This is a genomic window from Roseomonas alba, from assembly GCF_019430885.1.
Taxonomy (GTDB): domain Bacteria; phylum Pseudomonadota; class Alphaproteobacteria; order Acetobacterales; family Acetobacteraceae; genus Neoroseomonas; species Neoroseomonas alba.
In genome coordinates this window covers 13,542-35,258 of the sequence record NZ_JAHYBZ010000017.1, presented here as the reverse complement: position 1 = coordinate 35,258, position 21,717 = coordinate 13,542, and the positions used below count along the sequence as shown (strand labels likewise).

At 64.0% G+C, this 21,717-nt stretch carries 21 protein-coding genes and 1 pseudogene; 13 read left to right on the top strand and 9 right to left on the bottom strand.

Annotated elements, in window-relative coordinates:
• Positions 1-173 precede the first annotated feature (173 nt).
• On the bottom strand, positions 174-734 hold the full coding sequence (locus KPL78_RS29220) for a sigma factor (protein WP_219766821.1): 561 nt from the start codon (positions 732-734) through the stop codon (positions 174-176).
• Positions 735-1,023: 289 nt separating this feature from the next.
• Between KPL78_RS29220 and KPL78_RS29215 the strand changes: the two genes are divergently transcribed.
• The 8 genes from KPL78_RS29215 to KPL78_RS29180 all read left to right on the top strand — a co-directional run bounded on the left by KPL78_RS29215 (position 1,024) and on the right by KPL78_RS29180 (position 7,906).
• Complete coding sequence (locus KPL78_RS29215) at positions 1,024-1,752, top strand: ImmA/IrrE family metallo-endopeptidase (protein ID WP_219766820.1); 729 nt, start codon at positions 1,024-1,026, stop codon at positions 1,750-1,752.
• Positions 1,752-2,033, top strand: a complete 282-nt coding sequence (locus KPL78_RS29210; protein WP_211848865.1) for a helix-turn-helix domain-containing protein — start codon at positions 1,752-1,754, stop codon at positions 2,031-2,033. The genes KPL78_RS29215 and KPL78_RS29210 overlap by 1 nt, the downstream gene beginning before the upstream one ends.
• 10 nt (positions 2,034-2,043) lie before the next feature.
• Complete coding sequence (locus KPL78_RS29205; protein WP_219766819.1) at positions 2,044-2,709, top strand: hypothetical protein; 666 nt, start codon at positions 2,044-2,046, stop codon at positions 2,707-2,709.
• Positions 2,710-2,993: 284 nt separating this feature from the next.
• Complete coding sequence (locus KPL78_RS29200) at positions 2,994-3,512, top strand: DUF2924 domain-containing protein (RefSeq protein ID WP_219766818.1); 519 nt, start codon at positions 2,994-2,996, stop codon at positions 3,510-3,512.
• 38 nt (positions 3,513-3,550) lie between these two features.
• Positions 3,551-4,861, top strand: coding sequence for a recombinase family protein (locus KPL78_RS29195; RefSeq protein ID WP_432761301.1), 1,311 nt, complete (start codon positions 3,551-3,553; stop codon positions 4,859-4,861).
• Complete coding sequence (locus KPL78_RS29190; protein ID WP_219766817.1) at positions 4,858-5,250, top strand: hypothetical protein; 393 nt, start codon at positions 4,858-4,860, stop codon at positions 5,248-5,250. Before KPL78_RS29195 ends, KPL78_RS29190 begins: the two co-directional genes overlap by 4 nt.
• 119 nt (positions 5,251-5,369) lie before the next feature.
• Positions 5,370-7,037, top strand: a complete 1,668-nt coding sequence (locus KPL78_RS29185; protein WP_369412899.1) for an Eco57I restriction-modification methylase domain-containing protein — start codon at positions 5,370-5,372, stop codon at positions 7,035-7,037.
• Between the two features lie 65 nt (positions 7,038-7,102).
• Complete coding sequence (locus KPL78_RS29180; RefSeq protein WP_219766816.1) at positions 7,103-7,906, top strand: PaeR7I family type II restriction endonuclease; 804 nt, start codon at positions 7,103-7,105, stop codon at positions 7,904-7,906.
• 6 nt (positions 7,907-7,912) lie between these two features.
• Here the strand turns inward: KPL78_RS29180 and KPL78_RS29175 are convergent.
• The 6 genes and pseudogenes from KPL78_RS29175 to KPL78_RS29150 form a co-directional block, all read right to left on the bottom strand.
• A pseudogene (locus KPL78_RS29175) lies at positions 7,913-8,137 on the bottom strand (transposase); the annotation flags it as partial.
• Between the two features lie 87 nt (positions 8,138-8,224).
• Positions 8,225-9,175, bottom strand: a complete 951-nt coding sequence (locus KPL78_RS29170) for a hypothetical protein (protein WP_219766814.1) — start codon at positions 9,173-9,175, stop codon at positions 8,225-8,227.
• A gap of 1 nt (position 9,176) precedes the next feature.
• The gene (locus KPL78_RS29165) at positions 9,177-11,177 is read right to left on the bottom strand and encodes an ORC-CDC6 family AAA ATPase (RefSeq protein WP_219766813.1); all 2,001 of its coding nucleotides are present in this window, start codon (positions 11,175-11,177) and stop codon (positions 9,177-9,179) included.
• A gap of 6 nt (positions 11,178-11,183) precedes the next feature.
• Positions 11,184-12,182 (bottom strand): phosphoribosyltransferase-like protein, encoded by a 999-nt coding sequence (locus KPL78_RS29160; protein WP_219766812.1) that lies wholly within the window; start codon positions 12,180-12,182, stop codon positions 11,184-11,186.
• Between the two features lie 6 nt (positions 12,183-12,188).
• Positions 12,189-13,583, bottom strand: coding sequence for a hypothetical protein (locus tag KPL78_RS29155; protein ID WP_219766811.1), 1,395 nt, complete (start codon positions 13,581-13,583; stop codon positions 12,189-12,191).
• 468 nt (positions 13,584-14,051) lie between these two features.
• Positions 14,052-14,597, bottom strand: a complete 546-nt coding sequence (locus KPL78_RS29150) for a hypothetical protein (RefSeq protein WP_219766810.1) — start codon at positions 14,595-14,597, stop codon at positions 14,052-14,054.
• Positions 14,598-15,149: 552 nt separating this feature from the next.
• Between KPL78_RS29150 and KPL78_RS29145 the strand changes: the two genes are divergently transcribed.
• Positions 15,150-15,620, top strand: a complete 471-nt coding sequence (locus KPL78_RS29145; RefSeq protein WP_219766809.1) for a c-type cytochrome — start codon at positions 15,150-15,152, stop codon at positions 15,618-15,620.
• Positions 15,621-15,931: 311 nt separating this feature from the next.
• Here KPL78_RS29145 and petA read toward each other — a convergent pair whose 3' ends face one another.
• Entirely contained in the window at positions 15,932-16,519 is a 588-nt protein-coding gene (gene petA / locus KPL78_RS29140; protein ID WP_408904501.1) for a ubiquinol-cytochrome c reductase iron-sulfur subunit, read from the bottom strand.
• 320 nt (positions 16,520-16,839) lie between these two features.
• On the opposite strand from petA, the gene KPL78_RS29135 reads away from it, so the two are divergent.
• Positions 16,840-17,259, top strand: a complete 420-nt coding sequence (locus tag KPL78_RS29135; RefSeq protein WP_219766808.1) for a hypothetical protein — start codon at positions 16,840-16,842, stop codon at positions 17,257-17,259.
• A gap of 50 nt (positions 17,260-17,309) precedes the next feature.
• On the opposite strand, the gene KPL78_RS29130 is transcribed toward KPL78_RS29135, so the two are convergent.
• Positions 17,310-17,813, bottom strand: a complete 504-nt coding sequence (locus KPL78_RS29130) for a DUF411 domain-containing protein (RefSeq protein WP_219766807.1) — start codon at positions 17,811-17,813, stop codon at positions 17,310-17,312.
• Positions 17,814-18,651: 838 nt separating this feature from the next.
• Here KPL78_RS29130 and KPL78_RS29125 point away from each other — a divergent pair.
• From KPL78_RS29125 to KPL78_RS29115, 3 genes are read left to right on the top strand one after another with little or no spacing between them, the layout of a single operon-like run.
• Positions 18,652-19,176, top strand: coding sequence for a plastocyanin/azurin family copper-binding protein (locus KPL78_RS29125; RefSeq protein ID WP_219766806.1), 525 nt, complete (start codon positions 18,652-18,654; stop codon positions 19,174-19,176).
• Positions 19,177-19,185: 9 nt separating this feature from the next.
• On the top strand, positions 19,186-20,991 hold the full coding sequence (locus KPL78_RS29120) for a copper resistance system multicopper oxidase (protein WP_219766805.1): 1,806 nt from the start codon (positions 19,186-19,188) through the stop codon (positions 20,989-20,991).
• The gene (locus tag KPL78_RS29115; protein WP_219766804.1) at positions 20,991-21,716 is read left to right on the top strand and encodes a copper resistance protein B; all 726 of its coding nucleotides are present in this window, start codon (positions 20,991-20,993) and stop codon (positions 21,714-21,716) included. Before KPL78_RS29120 ends, KPL78_RS29115 begins: the two co-directional genes overlap by 1 nt.
• Position 21,717: the final 1 nt, after the last annotated feature.

Genomic DNA, 21,717 nt, shown 5'->3' with positions numbered 1-21,717 from the left:
ATCGGCGTAGCGATCGCACAGGCCGTTCTCGGTCAGCACGACGTCGAGCAAATCCTCCACGTTCAGCAGGATCTCGGTCGACAGCATCTCTGGGGGTGTGAAGCGCACCGGTCGGCTCTCCCTCTCACGCAAGGTCGTCATCTGGTTTCATACGGATCAGCGAGAATCCGTTCTCACGGCCTCGACGCGGTGAAGGCGGAGGGATGCGCGCCCGCCGCACGGAGCCAGCAGCGGAGATCGGCAAGAGCGCGATAGAAGGTCGCGGATGACACGCCGCTCGCGTCACGCGCATCGACGACGTCGCGATGCGCGACGATCAGGCCGAGCAGCGCCCGCGACGCGCCCGGCAGTTCGATGGCGGCGCTGCGCAGCGCGATCGGCAGGTCTGGATCGAACCAGGCAGCGGGAAGCGTGTTGGCAATCCCGTGGCCGTCGTTGCCGTCGAGCGGAATGGTGTCGATTGAGGCCGGCGCCCGCGCACGATCGATGACCACGTGCTGGGCGAGCAGGCTGACGAAGGTCGACCAGGAAGCCCGTCTCGAATCGTAGCGGTCGGCCGCCTCGACGATGGCGAGCAGGATGTCCTGGGTCAGGTCCTCCCGATCCACCCGACTCAGACGCCGGTGCCGGGAGAAGCGTCCGGCATGGTGACGGGCGGACGCCAGCGCCACCCGGATACGATCATTGTCCCACTTCGGGGGATTCTCTGCCTGTCGGGGCTGTTGCTCGGGCACGGTGCGGATCCTTGGCTGAGGCGGCTGCGACGACCTCAAGCCAGCACGGCGTTCCCCGGTGCGACGAGGGCGGAAAGGTGCCGAATGGGGCGGAAATGCCCTCGATCGATTTCCGCACCTCCGTCGTTTCAATAGCTTAGGTGCGCGCCGGCGCCTCCTGGCGCTCGCGAGGTGCCGAATTCCGATTTCCGCACCCCCCCGGCAAACGACTGCTGGACGCCGCCCGAGTCAGGAACATAAAGTGAACGCACGCGTTGCCGAAACGTGGCTTTCCAAGGACCACACTCCTATGACACTGACGATCGACTATGCCTGCCGACCGGGGAGCGCGGCGCCACGCTCGCTCACCGTGGCCGCCATTCGGGCGGTCGCCGGGCAGGTGCGTCAGCAGATCCCGCGCGATCCGCGCGAGCTGGCGCTATCTCTCGCCGCGTTGCTGGATGCCAGTCGAGACGTGGCGGTGAACGGGCGCCGGCTGCTGGTGTCCTGGGATATCACGGGCGCGCTGCAGGACGAGAATGGCCGGCCGGTGCTCGGCCTGTGCGACACCGATCCCGACGAGCCGGGTTGGGCCTTTTTGGCGGTCAACGGGCCGATGACCGCCCATCGGCCAGATCTGGCGCTCAGCACCGCCGCGCATGAGCTCGGGCATCTGCTGTTCGACGTGCCAGCCACCTTGGACAGCGGTCCGCGGTGCTATCGCGCCGTCGCCAGCTCGCCGCAGGCGCTCGACCGCGTGGGCCGCGGTGCGGAGGGACGGGCGAACGAGTTCATGGGGGCGCTGTTGGCGCCATCGGTGCCGCTGCACACGCGGCTGTTGGCCCATGCCCGTGGCGAGGGGTTGCGGTTGGCGCGCGGACCACATCAGGGCCGGCCGGGCAGCCCCGTCCTTGCCTCCGGCAACGCACCCGACGCCGTCGCCGGCGTCATCGCGGCGCTTGCCGGGGATTTCGGCGTGTCGGAACGGTTCATTGCCGTGCGCCTTGCGCGCTACGGCCTCATCCAGGGAGAGGTGTGATGGCGTTTGGGGCAGCGGTTCGCGCCCGGCGCACGGAGTTGCGCATCGGGCTCAATGACATGGCGGAGCGGATGGGCATCTCCCCCGGCTACTGGTCGCGGGTCGAACGGGAGATCGAGAAGCCGCCCAGCGACGAGCTCGTGCAGCGCGCCGCGGCGATCCTCGGCATCCAGCTCGACGACCTGTTCGTGGAGGCGCAGCGCTTGCCGCCCGATATGCGACGGGACATCGGCAAGGTGGTGCTCGCCTATCGGCGGATGCGCCCATTCGCCGCTGGCTGAGGAATCTGACATGGCGACGCGCCCCAAACACAAACGCTTCTTCAGCATCGACGACGTCGGCGCTCATTTCGGTCTGTCGCTCGTCGACATGGGGGTCATGGCGGCCGAGGGGCAACTGCGGCTCAGTGTCCCGGTTGCTGGCCTGCGCGTGGAAATCGGCGACTGGGAGGAAGACGGCGATGGGCGGGGGTTCAGGATCCCGGCTGGCTTTCGCATGCTGAATGGCCTGGTCGATCTCTACCCCGTCGACGGCTGGACCATCTTGCGCAATGGCACCGGTGTTGTGCACGCGTTCCCGACAGAAGGTGCCGGTTACACGAGCATCGAAACCGGCAATCCGGATCAGGAGGGCTTGGTGGTCACGCGCGACGAACTCGGGGTGCGCCGTGAAGAATGGCGTCGCCTCGAAGGGCAGGACGGTGATCATGAGGCGGATGCGCCTGTCCCTTCACGCCGTGGGGTACAGCCGACCCATGATTGGGATGCCGCAAGGCTGGAAGCGTGCCGGCTGTTCTATTTCGAAGGGGTGCCAGAATCCCAGGCAGCCCTGATCCGCCACATGCAGGCCTGGTTCGCGTCCAAGGGGCTCAAGGTACCCGATGACAGCACCTTGAAGCGCCGCCTTCGCGATGTGTGGGCGATGTTCGGACCGGAAGCGAAGAAGCGCGCCGCCTGATCATCACGTGCTGCGCAATGCCGTGAGAACGACGCCGCGCAGATCCGTAGATAAGGGGCAGGACGACAATGGATCGCGATGCCCCCGCCTCCTGCCAACCTTCATCTCCCGCCCCACCTCCGCGAGGTCTGCGACCTCCTCGCCCGCGGCCTGCTGCGGCTGCGCAGCCGCGCTGCCGAGGATCTCGACAGTGATACCGCGCAGGTCGAGGCTCGCGGAGACGTTCGCCTACACTCGACCGCCTGGCAGCGCCGTCATGCGAACCCCAGGAGAAAGGGAGTCGCATGACCCGACGATCGACCACGAAGTCGAAGCAGCAGGATGCCGCGCCGCCGGCGCCGACCATCCCGAAGATCCCGCCAGCGCAGGTGCTGCCGCGCCTCGCCGCCCTCAGGACGGCGCCGATCGCGCAGTTGAAGCAGCAGTGGCGAGAACTGTTCGGGAAGGAACCGCCCCCATTCAGCCGCAGCTACATCACCAGCCGTCTGGCCTATCGCATCCAGGAGCTCGCCTATGGCGGGCTGAAGCCGGAGACACGGGCGCGCCTCGAGGCGCTGGGCGAGCAGTTGGACGGCGGGAACGTGGTGTTGCGCCGCATCCGCGCCGACAGCCGCCCGCTGCCGGGGACGCGGCTGATCCGCGAGCATGACGGCGTGCAGCATGTCGTCACCGTCCGCGCCGATGACTTCGAGTATGAGGGGCGGCCCTACCGGTCGCTCTCCGCCATCGCCCGGCACATCACCGGCACACGATGGAATGGCTGGGCGTTCTTTGGGCTGCGCCAGCCGGGGGGTGGCGCATGAGGCGGAGGGCACCTGCCGGTGAGGTGATGCCCTCCTCGGTGAAGAAGCTGCGTTGCGCGGTCTACACGCGGAAGTCGACCGACGAGGGGCTCGACAAGGAGTTCAATACGCTGGACGCGCAGCGCGAGGCCTGTGAAGCCTATGTCGCCTCGCAACGGGCCGAGGGATGGACCCTGGTCAGGGATCGCTATGATGATGGGGGGTTCTCCGGCGGTACGCTGGAACGCCCTGCGCTGAAGCGCCTGCTGGCCGATATCGAGCAGGACCTCGTCGACGTCATCGTCGTCTACAAGATCGACAGGCTCAGCCGTTCGCTGATGGACTTCGCCAAGCTGGTCGAGACCATGGAGGCGCACGGCGTCACCTTCGTGTCCGTCACGCAGTCCTTCAACACCACTACGTCCATGGGCCGGCTGACGCTGAACATCCTGCTCAGCTTCGCGCAGTTCGAGCGCGAGGTCATCGGCGAGCGGATCCGCGACAAGGTGGCGGCGTCGAAGGCGCGCGGCATGTGGATGGGTGGGAAGGTGCCGCTCGGCTACGACGTCGCGGACCGCAAGCTGGTGGTGAACGAGCCTGAGGCCGTACGAGTTCGGCGCGTCTTCGAACTCTTCGTCGAGACCGGCTCCGGCGTCGAGACGGTCCGTCGTCTGCAGGCTGAGGGCGTCGCCAGCAAATCCGGCAAGCTGCTGGACAAGGGCGATGTCTACAAGGCGTTGAACCTGCGGACCTATATCGGTGAGGTCACCCACAAGGGGAACATCTATCGCGGCGAGCACGAGTCGATCGTGCCGCGCGAACTGTGGGACCGTGCGCACGCCATCCTGCAGGTGAGCCCACGCACGCGCGCCGCGCAGAACCGCCAGCACGCACCGGCGCTGCTGAAAGGGCTGATCTTTGGGATCGATGGGCGTGCCATGTCGCCCACGTACGCGGTGAAGAACGGCCGGCGCTATTGCTACTACATCGCCCAACGGGTGCTGAAGGCCGACATGGTCGTGGATGACGGCATAGTGCGGCGAGTGTCGGCCGCGCAGATCGAGGGAGCGGTGATCAGCCAGGTCCGCGCCCTACTGCGCCAGCCGGAGATCGTGGTCGGCACCTGGATCGCGGCGCGGCACGAGATGCCAGAATTGACGGAGCGCGAGGCCCGGGATGCGCTGCACCGGCTTGATCCTCTCTGGGCGGAGTTGTTCCCGGCGGAGCAGGCGCGGATCGTCCGGGCGCTGGTGGAGCGGGTGGTCGTCGGGCCCGCCGGCGCCGACATCCGGTTCCGCGTCGAGGGGCTGGCCGGTCTTGTTCGCGACCTCGGCACCGTAGCCGCCGACGCTCTGCGGGCCGCTGCATGACCGCCGCGACCAGCATCACGGTCCGCGTACCGCTGAGAATCCGGCGGCGGCCGGGGCGGAAGACGGCGGTGATGCCCGTGGCGCGGGAGGGCGGCGACGCCGCGATCACGACGCGCGCCGATCCGGCGCTGGTGAAGGCGCTGGCGCGGGCGTTCCGGTATCAGCGGCTGCTGGACGAGGGACGCTACGTCTCGATCAGTGAGATGGCCGCGGCGGAGAAGATCGAGCGAGGATACCTGGGGACGCTGCTGCGGCTGACACTGCTGGCGCCGGACCTCCTCGAGGCAATTCTGGACGGACGGCAGCCGGAAGGACTCGGCTCGCGGCAATTTTTCGAACCATTCCCGGCGGAGTGGTCCGAGCAACGTGACGCACTGAAGCGGTACTGAGCCTTGAGCCGCGGCGGAGCCGTCGGCTAGCTGGGCCGAATCGTTTACCAAGAGTAGAATCCAAAGCTTAAAGGGGGTTGGTAAAGATGGATCAGGCGGCACTTCCGGGGTTCTGTGCCGTGACCGACGCCGTTGAGCGGCTGGCGGAGTCCGGTGGCGTCGAGGAACGCGGAGCCATCTTCACCAAGCGGGAGGTGGTGGATTTCATCCTCGACCTCTGTGGCTACACCCCCGACCGCCCCCTGCACACGACGCGGCTGCTGGAGCCGAGCGTAGGCGAGGGTGACTTCCTCATCCCCATCGTGGACCGGCTGCTCGCGTCCTACCGGCGCTCTCAGTCCGGTGGGGACCCGGTAATGGACCTCTCCGACGCCATTCGCGTCGTGGAACTCAGCAGGCCGACGCTGGCTGCGGCGAGGTCTCGGCTCCACGACCACCTTGTCGAGAATGGTCTGACTGCCGAGCAATCCACGGCGCTGTGCGACCGCTGGCTGATGCAGGGCGACTTCCTGCTAGTCGAACTCGGCAAGGAGGGCTTCGACTTCGTCGTGGGCAATCCGCCCTACGTCCGGATCGAGCAGATCCCCATTGCCCTGCAGTACGAATACCGTCTCCGCTACAAGACCCTCTACGACCGGGCCGACCTCTACGTCGCATTCATGGAGCGGAGCCTTGCCGAACTCCGCGACGGCGGTGTGCTCGGCTTCATCGTCTCGGACCGCTGGACGAAGAACAAGTATGGCGGCCCTCTGCGGAAGTTGGTGAGCGAAGGGCATCACCTCCGGTACTACGTCGACATGGTAAACACGCCAGCATTCCTCAGGGACGTGATCGCCTACACCGGCATCTTCGTCATCGCCAAGGAGGAGGATGGGCCAACTACCGTTGCGCATCGCCCAGAGATCGACCCGAACCATCTGCGGGCTCTCGCACGGCAACTCCGTGGCCAAGAGCCGGGCGCCGTAAAGATCAAGAATGTGGTCTCCGGGTCTGAGCCGTGGATGCTGGAGGAGTTCGAGCGGCTCGTCGTGATGAGGCGTCTCGAAGAGGCATTTCCGCTTCTGGAGGACGCTGGCTGCAAGGCGATGATCGGCGTCGCCACAGGGCTAGATGAAGCCTACGTCGGCAAGTTTGAGGATCTCGACGTCGAGCCAGATCGGAAACTGCCGCTGGTCACGACCAAGGACATCAAGACGGGCGCCCTAGTCCCGCTCGGCCTCGGCGTCATCAATCCATGGCGAGACGAAGGCGGGCTGGTCGATCTCAAGCGGTATCCGAGGTTGGCCGCCCATTTGGAGCAGTACCGCACGCAACTGGAGAAGCGGAGCACGGCGAAGGGGAAGCCTGCGCAGTGGCACAAGACCATCGACCGCATCACGCCCAGCCTGACCTACCGGCCGAAACTCCTCATCCCGGACATCAAAGGCAGCGCCAACGTGGTGTTCGAGCCGGGGCAGCACTACGTCCACCACAACCTCTACTACGTCGTGTCTGACGAGTGGGACCTGCGCGCCCTTCGGGCTGTGCTGCTCTCCAGCGTGGCGGCGCTCTTCGTGGCGGCTTACTCGGTAAAGATGCGGGGGGACTATCTCCGGTATCAGGCGCAGTACCTGCGCCGAATCCGGCTGCCGCGTTGGTCCACCGTGGCGGACAAGCATAGGGCGGCGCTCAAGGAGGCTGGGCTGTCGGGCGATCTGGCGGCCTGCGACCGGGCGGCATTCGCCCTCTACGGCCTCACCGAGGCGGAAATCGCCATCGTCGCCGGGCGGCCCCCAGCCGAACGCTGAAGCCCATAGACGGCCACGCCTCAGTCTGCTGGAAATATACTCGGTAGTCCAAACCGGGAATCGCCATGCCTGTGACTTTGCCGGACCTCCGCCCACAGGTGGCGGAGGCCATCAAGACCTTCTGGACTGGACGGTTGAACGCCCAGCAGGCGCAGGCTCTGACCGGTCGTGTTGACGCGGGCACACGGGGCGCCGTCACGTCGGGCAAGCACATGGACGGCTTCCTCAGCATCGCCCTCCCACTGGTCGAGCGGTTTGCTCCCTATGCCGCCAAGCACACGCGGGGGAACGAGCTCCGGCTGCCCGGCTACTACCGCCACAACAAGAAGTTCGACGTCATTGTCATGGACGGCCCGAAGCTAGTGGCCGTGCTCGAATTCAAGAGCATGGTTGGCTCATTCGGGAACAACGCGAACAATCGCTTTGAGGAAGTCCTCGGCGCCGCTGTCGACTTCTGGAAAGCGTGGGACAAGGGAATGCTGGGCACAGGGATGCGTCCCTTTCTCGGCTGGCTGATGGTGCTGGAGGACCACGAGGACTCCCGCCGCATCGTCACCGATAGGTCACCGCACTTCGCAATCGCCCCAGATTTTCTTCGGACGAGTTACATTGATCGCTTCAACCGGATCTGCGAGCGCATGGTGCAGGAGCGGCTCTACACGGCCGCCGCTGTGATCTCATCGAAGAAGGGCGAAGCGGATCACGACGGTTCTTACAGGGAAGAGACCGCAGGCACCGGCATCCAGAGGCTATTCGGCGATTTCGCGTCGCACCTGGAGGAGTACACGCGGGATCACCACCACCCGAATCTGTCGCTGGTCCTCACCAGCCCGCCCTATGCGGAGACTCCGCGGCGGCGAACCCGGTAGCCCCGGGACCACAAGTTGTCTGGCCATCACCGCCCCCTGACCGCCCTCGGCCACGCGCCGCCTCCATTGGAACAGCAGGCTGGGCTAGACACCGTGCAGCCGGGCGACCTCGGAGACCGTCATGCCCGGCTGCATGGTCTGCTCGACCAGCCTGACCTTTTCCGCGGCAGTGTAGCGCCGGCGGCGCTGGATGCCGGTGATGATCTCAACGCGCTCGATGGGCTTCGACATAGGCGTGCACCTAGGCTTGAAACTAGGCCTCCAGGCTATTCCGCCTGTCCGGTCGAATTGAGGGCCGCTCCAGGGAGGCTATACCGGTCAAAAATGAATCGGATAAATCCAGGATCGTCCGACCCCTGTAGAGGTTTCCTTGTCGTAGCTCGGGTGCAGCGGATAGATGATTGAGGTTGCGGTCCCACGCATCCGCTTGAGGTAGTGAAGTCCGAACCCGACAGCTTGGGGCTTCGTCGCGAGTGGCGAGAAGTAGGTGTTGGTGACGCGCCGACGTGTCTCGGCAACCCGCACGGCCGATGCTAGGGAGGCGGCCACGACGAACGGATCATTGGCGCTGCTATACTGGACCTCGTCGCCGACCCGAGACCGCTCGCTGCTCACCCGGTCGAGCCTCAATATACTCTCATGGTACATATCGGCGCTCAGGGACGGGAAGCTGTGGAGCTCGACGACGCGAGCGTTTTCTTTCGCCTGGATTGCGTGCGAAATCAGGTGATGATCATAGCCGATACCGATCACCAGCAGATCGCCACTGGTGTCTGGATCGTGAGCGCCAACGAAGCCTTCCACTGATACCACGCGGACATCCTCTCCAGTGGAAAAGCGCGTCTCGGCCCGACGCGAATATTGCGCTGGTTCGGTATAAAGTAAGTCAAACTGCTTCACGCCGATGTCCTGAAGATAGGCCATCAGGAAGAGAATGTGGGGCCGCATCAAACCAGTGATGTCGATGCAGAGCCGTTTGTCGGTGGTCGGGTCAAAACGACTTCCGGCGAGGCCGCCTTTGACCACCTGAGCCTCCGAGCCGCGCGCTAGTACAACCGGGTCTTCAAGGTTCGCGAGATCGGCGGGACCGTACCCATATTCGGGTATAACCCACCAGCTTCGACGCGCGGCCGGGACCTGGGGGAAGACTGTCTGGACGCGCTTGCTGTCGTTATAGGCCGAAATGAACAAATCCCAGCTGTGACCGCGCGCGGCGACCTTCCTCAGCTCTATTTTGGCGTCTAGCAGCGCCTCGATATCGTGCTGCATGTCAGATAAGCCGCGGATCCGCTGGCACGCCCGAGCCCGACGGAGCGACGAGACGGGCCAGCCGCTTCTTCATCAGGGTCGGGAGTTCGCCGCGGTGGGCGGGATCGAGTATCGCATTGGCAAGTTCGGGTTGCAGTTCGATGGTTCCGCGGCGATGTTCGGAAACCTCCCATCGTGGCGCCAGCATCGGCCCGAGCTGATATAGCGCGTCGATGCGTTTGCTGTTCTTGTTCCGTCGACCTTCCTGCAGCTTGACCAGATAGGACCAGTTTTCCGCAACGCTCAGGGTCCGTCGACTATTTTGGCTGAGCGATTCGAGGGGCACACTGAATGCGCACAGCGCGCATTCGGACGGCGAATGGCTGAGGCGGACGGTCCGGAAGAGCACCGCGATGCTCTCGACGGCGTCCCGCACTTGGAGGCCACCGCTTGGCGGTTGAGCATCCTCCCAGAACCAAGACGCGCCATCGCGCACGCCGTCGGACTGAGACTTGATCGAGATCATGCCGCTCACGAACGGCTCTTCGCCGGCGAAGCGGCTCCGTCTGAAGATATGCTTTAAGTTCACGAGCAGGTTGCGCGTGATGCCCTGTGAGAGCTCGACCATCGTCTCGAAACCCGCGTAGGGCAGGCGGCGAGCATAGTCGTGGAAGAGCTGTGCGAGAATGTCCGACGAGAAGTAAGAAATCAGGCTTCCGAGATCGCCGCCGGCTTCGCGGTCACCCTGAGCTAGAGCGCGGGCCTGGTTTCCAACCTCGAACGCGAGCGACACTGCGCCGTCGAGCTTGGCCGGCCATGATTTGCGATATTGGAACGCGGCGGCCTTCTCTAGGAAGCGGTGGTTCGGCACCTGGAGCGCATCGATGATCGTAGTGATAGTCGGCTCGTCCAAACCAAGGTTGGATTTGAGATCGATCGCGAGCTTCCGATGATAGGGTGCGAGCTGGTGCTCTTTGGGCTTGGGTAGATGGCGATCGACCGATCGCCAATAATCGCGAGTGTCCAGCTCTTCGAAATAGGGATCGATCGCAGTCTGTGCGGCCGCAGCATAGCCGGCCCGCTTGAGCCGCTTCGCCACCAGGCTGCGGACGAGCCCGTCATACTGCTCGGGCTGCTCGCGAAGGATCTCATCCAACACGACCCGCTCATATTCCGCGCCTCGACGGATCGGCTCGCCCGAGCCGGTCGTCTCGAACGTCTTCATTCCATATAATCGGCCGCCGACGCGGATTGTCGCACTGCCGCGCCGATACCGGATCAGCGAATTCAGGAACCGCTGCTGATCCGCTGTGAGGTTTTCGACTTCATCGATCAGATAGACGAACAGTACATCGCGCAAGGCAGGGGCGTGGCGAGATACGAGCTCGGGTATCCCGAATACCAGCCGGCCGGCGGAGAAGGTGATGTCAAAAATCGGGCGCTCCCCGCGCAGACGGCTATTATTGACGACGTTGTCTATATTCTTCCTGGTCCGCGTGAGGTGATCGAGCAATTCATTCAGATTGGACGGTACGACGGCCGGCTCCGTATCGAACACTTCAACGACCGCAGCGACGAATTCGGGCTCGCTGAACGCCAGCGATTGCGATCGCGCGCAATCGCGGATGGTGGCCAACAGCGCTGTTGCGAGCCAAAGCTCGAAATAGTGCGCAAACACTAGGCTCCAATGGTCCTCCACCGGCTCTTGGCGTGCAAATTTATCGGTGTTGAGCGCATCGAGCGAAACATAAATGCCAAGATATCCATCCGTGATGGCGGCCTGTGCAACATCACCGGAGTGCCGCGCGGCTTGCACGGGCGCCGAGCAATAGCGCATCAGATGCGTCTTTCCGCTGCCTTTGCCGCCAAGCAAAAGCATCGGCATCCGCGATTTGGGATTGAGGATGTCAACGAGGCCGCCGGCTGCATTGGCCAGATCGACCCATTGTTCGGCAATCTCCTGATCGGTGAAGTCGGTTGCCTTGTTGAGGTCGAAGGGATTCTCTTGCGATGACCGAGCCATAGGGACCTACAATTTGGCGTAGCGCTTGAACGCTGGCGTCCAGGGATGGCTGGCATCCCCTTCGGCCCACATGATCGGCAGCGTGTTGTCGGGCGTGTTATGCTGGAAGCCAAGCAGAAGCTGGTTATTGCCCCATCCGCCGGGATATCCCGGCCGAAGCAAGGCGCCGTAGCTCATCGCGACCTTTTCGAGTGTCGCTGGATCGATATGCGGCGGCGCATCGAGCAAGATGCGCGCTCCGGCCGAGAGGCATCGGTAGCTGTCGTCGAGCTCGAACACCGCCGCACTGCCGGCCCCGAATTTTGTCGAACGAACCGTCTCGATGCCTTTGCGCGTCGCGAACATGGCAAGATAGTGGAGCTTCGCATCCGGTTTCAGTGCCAGCAGCTCGGTGACGATCCCGTCTGAGTAATTTACGGCGGTGTCGCCCGAACCGCAGACGTCATCGACGAAGATATACCGCTCGATATCGGAATCGGCGAGCGCGCGCTTGATTTTGCCGTCCTCGCCCAGTGTCGATGTGAAGACGGCTGCAGAGTCGAGGAACTGCGACTTGGACAGTCGATTCTCTTGCCGGAAATAATAGAGCAGATGAACGCCGCTTTCGGATGGGTTGCCGACGCCCAGGAAGCGCGTTTTCGCCAAAGCCTCATTGACCGCTGTCTCGACGATGTGCCGATCCCGGCAGCCGCCGAGCGATTCCCTGACTTCTTGGATCAAGGGGATCAGGAACAGGTCACGGTAGACCGACTGCAACAGAACGCGTGTCTCCGCGCTACCGATGAACAGAAATTGCGACAGCAGGAACAGTGCATGCAACTGCTCCACCTCGGGATCAAAGCCGGCACGACCGTCGAAGTTCGCCAGCCATGCCTCGACTTGGGGCCACTGGTTCCGATTTTCCCACACCCGCTCGTTCAGGACCGTGATTCGGACGCGCAGCATCTCAAAAGTCTGCTCGGGTGTTGCCTCATCCGTGGCTAGAAGATCGTCGATGTCCGCCATCTTGGGTCAGGCATCCTTGCGAAGCAGGATTACCGATTCCGCGGCTATGATTCCGGCCGTCTTATTTCTGCGCGTCATTAGGCCGCGCGACGGGATCCGATCGACCAGGGAGAGGATGGTCGTCATTCCCATGCCCTCCAACATGAGTCGCAGATATTCTGACGACGCGAAGCGGCGACCGCAAACGGTGTTGTCGCCGATCACCAGCACGAAGCAGCCGCCGGGGCGTAGCACACGTACGGCTTCCGCCAGCGCCGCGCGCATCTCGATGAGATAGGTCCCGACAATCTTCGCACGCGATTGGTTCTCCTTGGCGATCGTCGCGATAAGTGTGTCGGCGTGGTCGATGCCGGTCGAACCAATGTTTTCCCAGCTCGCCTTTGTATAGTGCTCTCGGCCAATGGTTTGATCTTCGAGCGGGCGAAGGCCGTTGGAAGGAACGAGATCGAGCCAGCCAAGGCTCAGGCTCGCGGCGCGAACATATTTTTGCGCGCTGGCATAGGGCGGAGAAGAGATGATCATTCCGACCGAATGGTCCGGCAGCCGCTCGCCGAACGCCGTCGTCAAGTGGCGCGCATCGACCCCGGCAGGTATGGCCGCTCCCAGTGAGTCGACCTGCCCAAGCGCGGCAATCCTGGCGATGTTCGCTTCGAGTTGAACATCAAAGAGGTCGGCGGCTGACTGATCGTTTCGCCTCTCTCCATTTCGATAACGAACAGGTACAGAAAACCGCGGATCGGAGTTGCTTGCCCTGCGGGTCACGGCCGAGAAGGTCACGCGCATGAAATCGCGGAGCGTCTCGTCTTCCAACGCGCCGATCGCCGCTCGAAGACGGACGAGTTCGGATGTGACGCGGGGATCGAACCACTTCGCCAGATTGACGACGTCGGGCAGCTTGCGCACTCGCGACCGCCGAAAGCGCTCCCTAACCTCTGCGCAAGCGGCAGCGAGCGACGTGGGATCGATCGACCTGGTTTTGACGGCCGTGATGAGGCGGCCCAACGGATTAGCGTCGGCGTAGAGCGCGGTTCTGCCCGAAAGGATGGTTTCAAGCGCAACAGTGCCTGAGCCGGCGAATGGATCGAGGACGCACTCATTGGCCCCGACAAGAACGCGATTGGAGAGAAAGAAGTGCGCGATATGCGGCAGCAACTTTGCCGGATAGGGATGCAGATAGTGCGAGGCGCGCTCGCCTACCTTTAGCCAAGGCACGAGCTGACGAAAGGAAATCGCTGCAGGCTGCTGGTCGCGCTCGAAACGCTCCAGCAATCCTGCGAGCGCCACGCTCGTATCGGCAGGATAAGGCTTGAAAGAGGCGTCGTTCCAACGAAGTTTAGACCGGCCGCTTCTAATCTGGTCGAATGGGAAAGTATCAGCGAACGCGTCGAACGCCGTTTGCAATGTTATTCCCCCTTCGTTCGTGCTCCCTCTGCAACGAACGCGCGCGGACCGCATGTCGAAGTCTTATTTGCCTTGAAATGACCTTTGCGTCCACCCTCAGATGTATCAACCTTCGGGATCTCAGCAGATGCGCCGCCGGCGAGCAAATTGGTGGCGGTGGCGCTCACAATGATCGCAGCATTTCGAGCGTCGCGAAGACGTGCCCCTTAAGCATCGAATGGTTCGCCGCCTGGATGCGAAGCTAGCCTGACCGCATTGTGCCAAGCCAAACTGCCCTTACGGACGCTCCTGCGCCATGAACGCGCGACCGAAGTTTGGAAGCCGGAAAGTGCCAGCTAGTGTTCAGGTCTGGATCTAACCAACTTGGTCGGATAGCTGAACGAAGGTCCTAGTCGCTCGGACATAACGATGAAGGACTGCCGGTCCGCAACCGGCCAATTTCAGACGTTCCGTGACGCCCTTTCCGGGCTAACCACACTCCGAGCAGATCATCAGCCCGCGCTTCTCCCGCGCCGGCTCAATCGCATAGCCGCAGCGCATGCAGTTCGCGCCGTCGTCAGAGGCGTCGAACGGATCGGAGACGCGTCTCGGGAGCGGCGTCGTCGAAACCTCCTTGCGCGGCCGCCCTCGGCCGCGGCGTGCGGCGACATCAGGCGCTTCAGCCACGTTCAGTGATCCGGGCGCCGAGGACGCCTCCTCGGTCACCGCAGGATCCCACGCCGGCATCACGTGCGTCGTGGGCGCTATCACAGGGACGCTGACGGGCGCAGGGAGAACGGGCGTCGCAATAGCCCGCTTTGCTTGAAAGCCGCCGTCCCAGGATGCGGCGCGAACGCGTTGGTCCAAGCGGTGCGGGCGATCCGTGGTCCCGCGGCTGGACCGCAAGTGCACGACCTCCACGGTCCGGCTGCCGCCGGTTCCGCTGCGACGTGGAATGCTCAGTGTTTCGCGCCGGTTCGCCGGTTCCAGCTTGTCGTCTTTGAAGCGGGCGAAGACGCGATCAATGTCGTCCATGGACGTCCAGTATGGCGAGGTAAAGCGGCACATCGGCGCCGCAGAGAAGCGCGGTGGTCGATCGATAGTTCGTAGCAAGGCGCGATTGCAGGGGCGATCGATTTACTGAATGTCAGCGCCAGGGCTCGAAAAACAATACCGTAATTCAACGGCTTAAGCTTGAGGGTAGAATCACCCTACCCTCAAGGTTTGGAGACTCTCCGCTCTCCGTGGCCCGAAATCGGCGCTAGTTGCGCGTTCGAACCATCAAGGTTCGCGCGCAAACCGCGGCCAAACCTGCGACACAGCGAGGCGTTCGGTGAAGGAGAGACAGGTTGTGAGAGAGAAGAATGGAGCAGCGGTGGAAACCGGGGAACGAAATTCTCTGGGCTCCGAGCGCGCTGCGGAGGGTTCGGCAAACAAGAAGCGGACGACGATGGACGGAATGGTGCATCGTAGAAGGGCGGGAGGTATCAGGCGGCTGTTGGCCCCACTCGCCATCCTGCGGCTGCTTGGTATCGTAGTGCGCCCGGAGCACCTTTTGGGGAGGCCGCGGTGACAAGGCGTCGTGCCGTGGCGATTGTCAGCGCTGTTGCAGGGCTGGTGGGATTGGGCGCGGTGGCGTTCGCGTTCGGTTGGTGGGGATCGGCTTTGCGCCGCGATGCACAGTTCTATCCGACGCAACTCGCGCTCGGACAACGGATCTACACCGCGCAGTGCGCAAGCTGCCACGGCGCGAACCTCGAAGGTCAGCCGAACTGGCGCTCACGTCGGGCCGACGGGCGCCTCCCGGCACCGCCACACGACGCCACAGGACATACCTGGCACCACGCCGACAGCGTGTTGTTTCGGATTACCAAGTACGGACCAGCTGCCATCGTCGGCGAGGGCTACGCAAGCGACATGCCGGGCTTCGAGAGGGTGCTCTCGGACGCGGAGATCGATGCGGTCCTCACCTTCATCAAGAGCACCTGGGCCGACCGCGAGCGCGAATTCCAGGAACGGAGGAGCCGCTTCGAGAGTGGCGAGAGGACATCCCGATGACCTGGGCCGCGTAGAGATCTACCGCAACACAAAGGCATGACGTGATGCGAACGACACCGTCTTGGCCGCCGAATACGTCGCTCTCGGGCACGACCAACCGGCGTTGCGCACCGCAGCCCTTTCGCGCACCACGCGGCCGGCGACGCCGAGGAGCGGTTGAGTGCGCACAAAAGATGCCTCGATCCGCTCAAGGTATGACTGGAGTCGGCCTTTGCGCTGCGCGGCGCGAAGAGGCGCTGCGACCATGCCGGTGGGCTGAGCGGCCATCGCTCGGGTGCTCCACCCTGCCGGCCTCATGACCGTCCCACCAGTTAGCCGATGCGGATCCGGGTGTCGGAGATGAAGGCGTAAGGCGGCACTACGAGATTCTTCGGCGCCGGCCCCTTCCGGATGCGGCCAGAGGTGTCGTAGTGGCTGCCGTGGCAGGGGCAGAACCAGCCGCCGTACTCACCCTTGGCGTCGGTCGACTTCTGTCCGAGCGGCACGCAGCCGAGGTGCGTGCAGATACCGACCATGACAAGCCACGGGTCCTTGATCACTCGACGTTGGTCCGGCTCGGGATCCTTCAGATCTGCAAGCGGCGTCTGCCGCGCCTCGTCGATCTCCTTCGCCGTGCGGTGGCGAATGAAGACCGGCCTGCCACGCCAGACCACCGTCACCGCCTGACCGACTTCGATCGGCGCGAGGTCCGCCTCGGTGCTCGAGAGCGCGAGTACGTCGCGCGCCGGGTTCGCCGAGTCGATGAAAGGCCAGGTTATGGCGCCGGTGCCGACCGCCACGAATGCTCCGGTCACCAGCGTCAGGAAGTCGCGGCGAGTCCGGTCAGCGCTCGCCTCCTGCGTGACCAACGCGTCCCCTCGTCGGATCGCGGAGGCTTCAATCATATCGCTCTGCGACATGCATGCTTCTCCATCGCGCAAAGACGGGCCAGCACCAACTTTCCATGCTGCTTCGGCGGCAGCGGCGCCTGTGGCGTCATCGCGGGCGGCAAGTCAGGCGTCACGACGCCACCAGCCGCCTCTGGCTCGATGACGCCACCGATGCGCCTGGTGCCGGAGATCTCATGAACAATACCACGGCGGCTCCAGGCGTGGTCACATTCCTACGGCGCTGAAAACTTTTGATTGGATCGCGTCAAACTGCGGCAACGCAGGCCGGCGAAAAACCTCTGGTCGGCGCTCGTACTGCGGGGCGTCCAGCACAACAGAGGACAGAGATCATGGCGCGCATTTTTCGATCCTTCACTCGCTCGCTCGCTTTTTCGGGTCTGGCACTCGCTGCCATTGCTGCCGGTGGTATCGGTTCGGCCTTTGCCAGCGGAACCCCTGTGACCTCGCTCGCGCCTGCCCTGTCCAGTTCCCCTTCCAGCACCCACGCGCCGACCGCCGCTGCGCCAATCAGGACCGCGCGTGTGGTGGGCTACGGACAGGGTCCGGATTTCACGCCGATCTATGACGTCTCGGAGACCGTCATGGTCACCAGCCGCCCCGTCGCGCGCGTCCTCATCAACGGCGAGAACGTCGATATCCAGTACGATGACGAGGCGGCCGTCCGTGCCCCCCACGCCATTCCCAGCTCTTCCTGGCGCGATGTCCCCGTGCGCTCTCCCTTGGACATGATGATCGCGTCCGGGGCGTGACGGTATACGGGCGCCCGGTCTTGGCGGAACCGCCTTGCCCCGGGCGCTCGTCAGCTTCGGAGCGTGACCCACTTGCGCGGCGGTAATAGGTACGCCTCTTCGGTCGTCCCATAGGGGCGCGGCGGATTCCCGACTGAGAAAAGCCAAACGGTGTAGGGCTCACCCACGCTGCCAAGGGGCGTCTCCATGCCGGGAGAGCCGACCGGCATGCCGGGCACCGCGAGGCCCAGAACACCAGCCGGTCGCTCGCCGAGAAGACGCCACACGGATGCCGGAGGAACATGGCCTTCGATCACGTAGCTGTCGACGAAGGCCGTGTGGCAGGACTCCAATTCGCGGGGAACGCCGGCGCGCCGCCTCATAGCGGGTAGATCATCTGAATGGTGCGAGATCACGTGCAACCCAGAGTTTCGCAGATGTTCGACCCAGACATCGCAGCAATCACAGGATTCTGCTTTGTAAACCATCACCAGCGGCGCCGTCGCCGCTGCGCGGCGCCCTGACAAGATCCCTGCGCCAATAGTCGCCAGAAAGATCCGCTTGGACGGTCGCATGGCTACCCTCCCTGGCCGCCAGAAGCCTCATGCCATTCGGGTGTCTTCACTTTCATGTATATGGGAAGCCCGTAATGTGCCGCCAAGATGAGGCGCCGAGACCCGCGCGCGGCCTGCTCCTCGGCCGCCTTGCAGCGCGACGCTTGCAATAATTTGTCACGAGGCGGTTGCAATCCATCCATCTCGTCCCGCGATGCTTCGTGTGCAGGCTGGCTCGTCGTCACGTTTTCACCCGCCTCGCAAGGAGACCGAAGCCATGACGTTCCGTTGCGCTGCAGCCTTGGCGGTTGTCGCTACGACTGGCCTGGCGGCCTGCGCGCCCCAACCCGCGAGCCCGCCCGCCGCCGCGGCGGCGCCGGCCAGCACGCCGGTGTCCACCATGCCCGGCATGAGCGCTGCGGAGCATCAGCGGATGATGCAGCAGGGTCAGACTGGACAGACGATGCCGGGCATGACCGCCGAGGAGCACCAGCGGATGTTGCAGAGGCAGCAGAGGCAGTAATGGGATGTTTGGTTGGGGGTCCGAAGAAGATGCGAGGCCATTCTCGCCTTTGATGCCGATGGAAGCGCGTCCGGATCTCCGTCACTGACACATCGCCCGATCTGGCACACATCTCGCTGCTAGGCGAACGGTGCGCCGCGGAGCGTGGGAAAGCGCATCCTGTAGCCAAACGGTGGCTCACCGCACCGCAGGCCAAGCCGCTCTGCAATCATTTGTCATGAAGCGTTTGTCCTATGTCAAAAATAGGCGGGCATACATGTCCCACGGGGCGCTTCCTGCCCCGCCACCCACCAGGACATGGAGATGCCCGTGATCGTCCGAAACCGCCGCGTGCTCATGCTCGGCCTCGCCTCTGCTTTCGCGCTGCCCGTCGCTCTCGCATCGCTGCCTGCTGCCGCGGCGCCGGAGGGGCACGGCAACAATGAGCAGTTGCTCGGCGCGCCCGCGCGCAGCGGACAGGGCCGCGTCATTCGGATCGAGATGACCGACCACCGGTACAATACACGTCGCATTCAGGTTCGTGCGGGTGAAACGATCCGGTTCGTCGCGGTGAATCGGGGGCAGTTCCTCCATGAATTCAGCTTTGCGCCGGCGGAGGTCCATGCCGCGCATCGGCCGGAAATGGCCATGATGATGGAGCACGGCATGATCACGCCGGAGCGTGTCGTCAGCCTGACGATGAGCGGGCCTGGCGGTCACTCCATGAGCCACACCGCCCCCAACACCGTGCTGGTCGAGCCGGGCAAGACGGGCGAGATCTCCTGGCGCTTCAATCGTGCCGGGATGATCGAGATCGCCTGCAACATCCCTGGCCACTACGAGAGCGGCATGCGCGCCGATCTCGAAGTCACCGGCCGCTGATCGGAGGGCATGACGATGTCGGCAGTTCTTTCTCGACGAGATGCACTCCGCCTGGGGGTCGCCGCCGGAGCTGCCGGCGTCGTCACTGCCTATCCGGGCCGGCGCTCATTCGCGTCGGCCAACAGCGAGCTTGATCTCGCAGTTGAGCGCACACGGATCACCGTGGATGGCATCACGAGCAACGGGATCAGCATCGGCGGCTCCATACCGGGCCCGACGCTACGGTGGCGCGAAGGCGAGGAAGTCGTCATCCGCGTGACCAACAGACTCAACGAGCCGACCTCCATCCACTGGCACGGCCTCCTGCTCGCCGGTGTCATGGACGGAGCGCCCGGCTTCAACGGCTTCGTCGCGATCGAACCGAACGCGACCTACACCTACCGCTTCCGTCTTCGTCAGTCGGGCACCTATTGGTACCACAGCCACTCCTCCTCCCAGGAGCAGGCGGGCATGTACGGCGCGATCGTGATCGAGCCGGCACGGGCGGAGACCACGACCTTCGCGCGCGACTATGTCGTGCTGCTGTCCGACCACAGCCGCGAGTCGCCACAGGCGATCTTCCGCAACCTCCGCGCACGCGAGGGGTACTACAATCGCGGCCAGCGTACCTTCATCGACTTCCTGCGCGACACGCGTCGGGACGGTTTGGGGGCGACGATCCGCGACCGCATGGATTGGGGCGACATGCGTATGGATCCGACCGATCTGGCGGACGTCACCGGGTATCAGTTCCTGGTGAATGGCAAGGGCAAGGACGACAACTGGACTGGCCTGTTCAGCCCAGGTGAGCGCGTTCGGCTGCGTTTCATCAACGGGTCCGCGATGACAATCTTCGACGTCGCCATGCCGGAGCTCCGGATGCTGGTGGTCGCCGCCGACGGCATGCCGGTCCTGCCTGCGCCGGCCGACGAATTCCGCATCGGCATTGGCGAGACGTATGACGTACTGGTCACACCGCCGGCCGCGCGCGCGTACACCATCATGGCCGAGCCGATCGACCGCAGCGGCTTCGTGCGTGGCACGCTCGCGCCACGGCAGGGCATGAGCGGACCGATCCCCGCATTGCGTCCGCGCACCGTGCTGACCATGGCCGACATGGGCATGGCGCATGGCGGCATGGACATGGGCGGTGGCGCCAATCCCCATGCCGGACACGCCATGCCGGCGCCGTCCGCGTCGGCGAGCAATCCCCATGCGGGGCATGCCATGCCGATGGCTCCCGCCGGCGCGGCGAATCCACACGCCGGCCACGCCATGCCGATGCCAAGCGCTCCCCCTGCAGCGGCAAACCCGCACGCGGGTCACGCCATGCCACCACCTGGCGCCGCGGCCGGCGGCCGGGCGATGGGATGGGAATTCGCTGGCACGCCGCCCGGCAAGCGCGCGCTTCGCTACGCTGACCTTCGCAGCACGACTGCAAGGAGCAATGCTCCCGCGCCATCGCGCGAGATCGTGGTGCGACTTGGCGGGCAGATGAACCGCTACAACTGGACGATCGACGGCCGTCCGTTCGGCATGGAGCAGCCCATCCGCACCCGCGAAGGCGAGCGCGTGCGGATCCGCTTCATCAACGAGACCATGATGGCCCATCCGATGCATCTGCACGGCATGTTCATGGAGCTCGAAAACGGAGCCGGCAATCGGCTGCCCTACAAGCACGTCGTGCTCGTGCGCCCAGGAGCCGAGGCGTCCGTCCTGCTGACGGCGGACGAAGTCGGCGACTGGCCGTTCCACTGCCACCTTCTCTATCACATGGAAGCGGGAATGATGACGCGCTTCATCGTTGAGCCGGCGCGGCTCGTGAGTGCCGGCTGATGCGTCTCCTTAAGTCCCTGGCGGTTGCCGCCACACTCGTCGCCGTGGCTTCGCCGGCCTATGCGCACAACCACGATGCGCTGAGCTCGCGCTTTCGTCTGAACAACTTCGATTGGGGCGGATCGTCGGCCGGCGATCGCTTCAGTTGGGATTTGGATGCACGAGTTGGCACGGCCGAGAACCGCATCTTCTTCCGCACAGAGGGCGAGGTCATCCGAGGTCAGACCGAAGATGCGGAGATCCAACTCTTCTACAACCGGCCCATTTCGGAATTCTGGGACTTTAACGTCGGATGGCGGCGCGACTTCTTCCCCACCAACCGCAACTACGCAGCCCTCGGCCTGTCAGGCATCGCCCCCAACTTCTACGAGGTGGAGGCGACCGCGTACATGAGCGAGCAGGGCGTGGCCGCTGGCCGGCTGGAACTATCCACTGACCTGCTCCTCGCACGCGAAGTCTTTGGCGATTCCGGTCCGGGCATGTACCTCAGACCGAAGTTGACGACCAATGTTCAGTCCGCCGACGACCGAGAGCAGGGCACCTACGCCGGTTTCACGGACATCAGGCTCTCTCTCCAGCTGCGGTACGAATTCACGCCGCGCATCGCGCCCTATGTCGAGGTGGGCTGGGGAAGCCTGCTGGGCAGGACCGCGAACGAGGCTCGCCATGACGGAGAGCGGACAACCAATAGCTATGCGGTCATCGGCATTCGGTCGCTATTCTAAG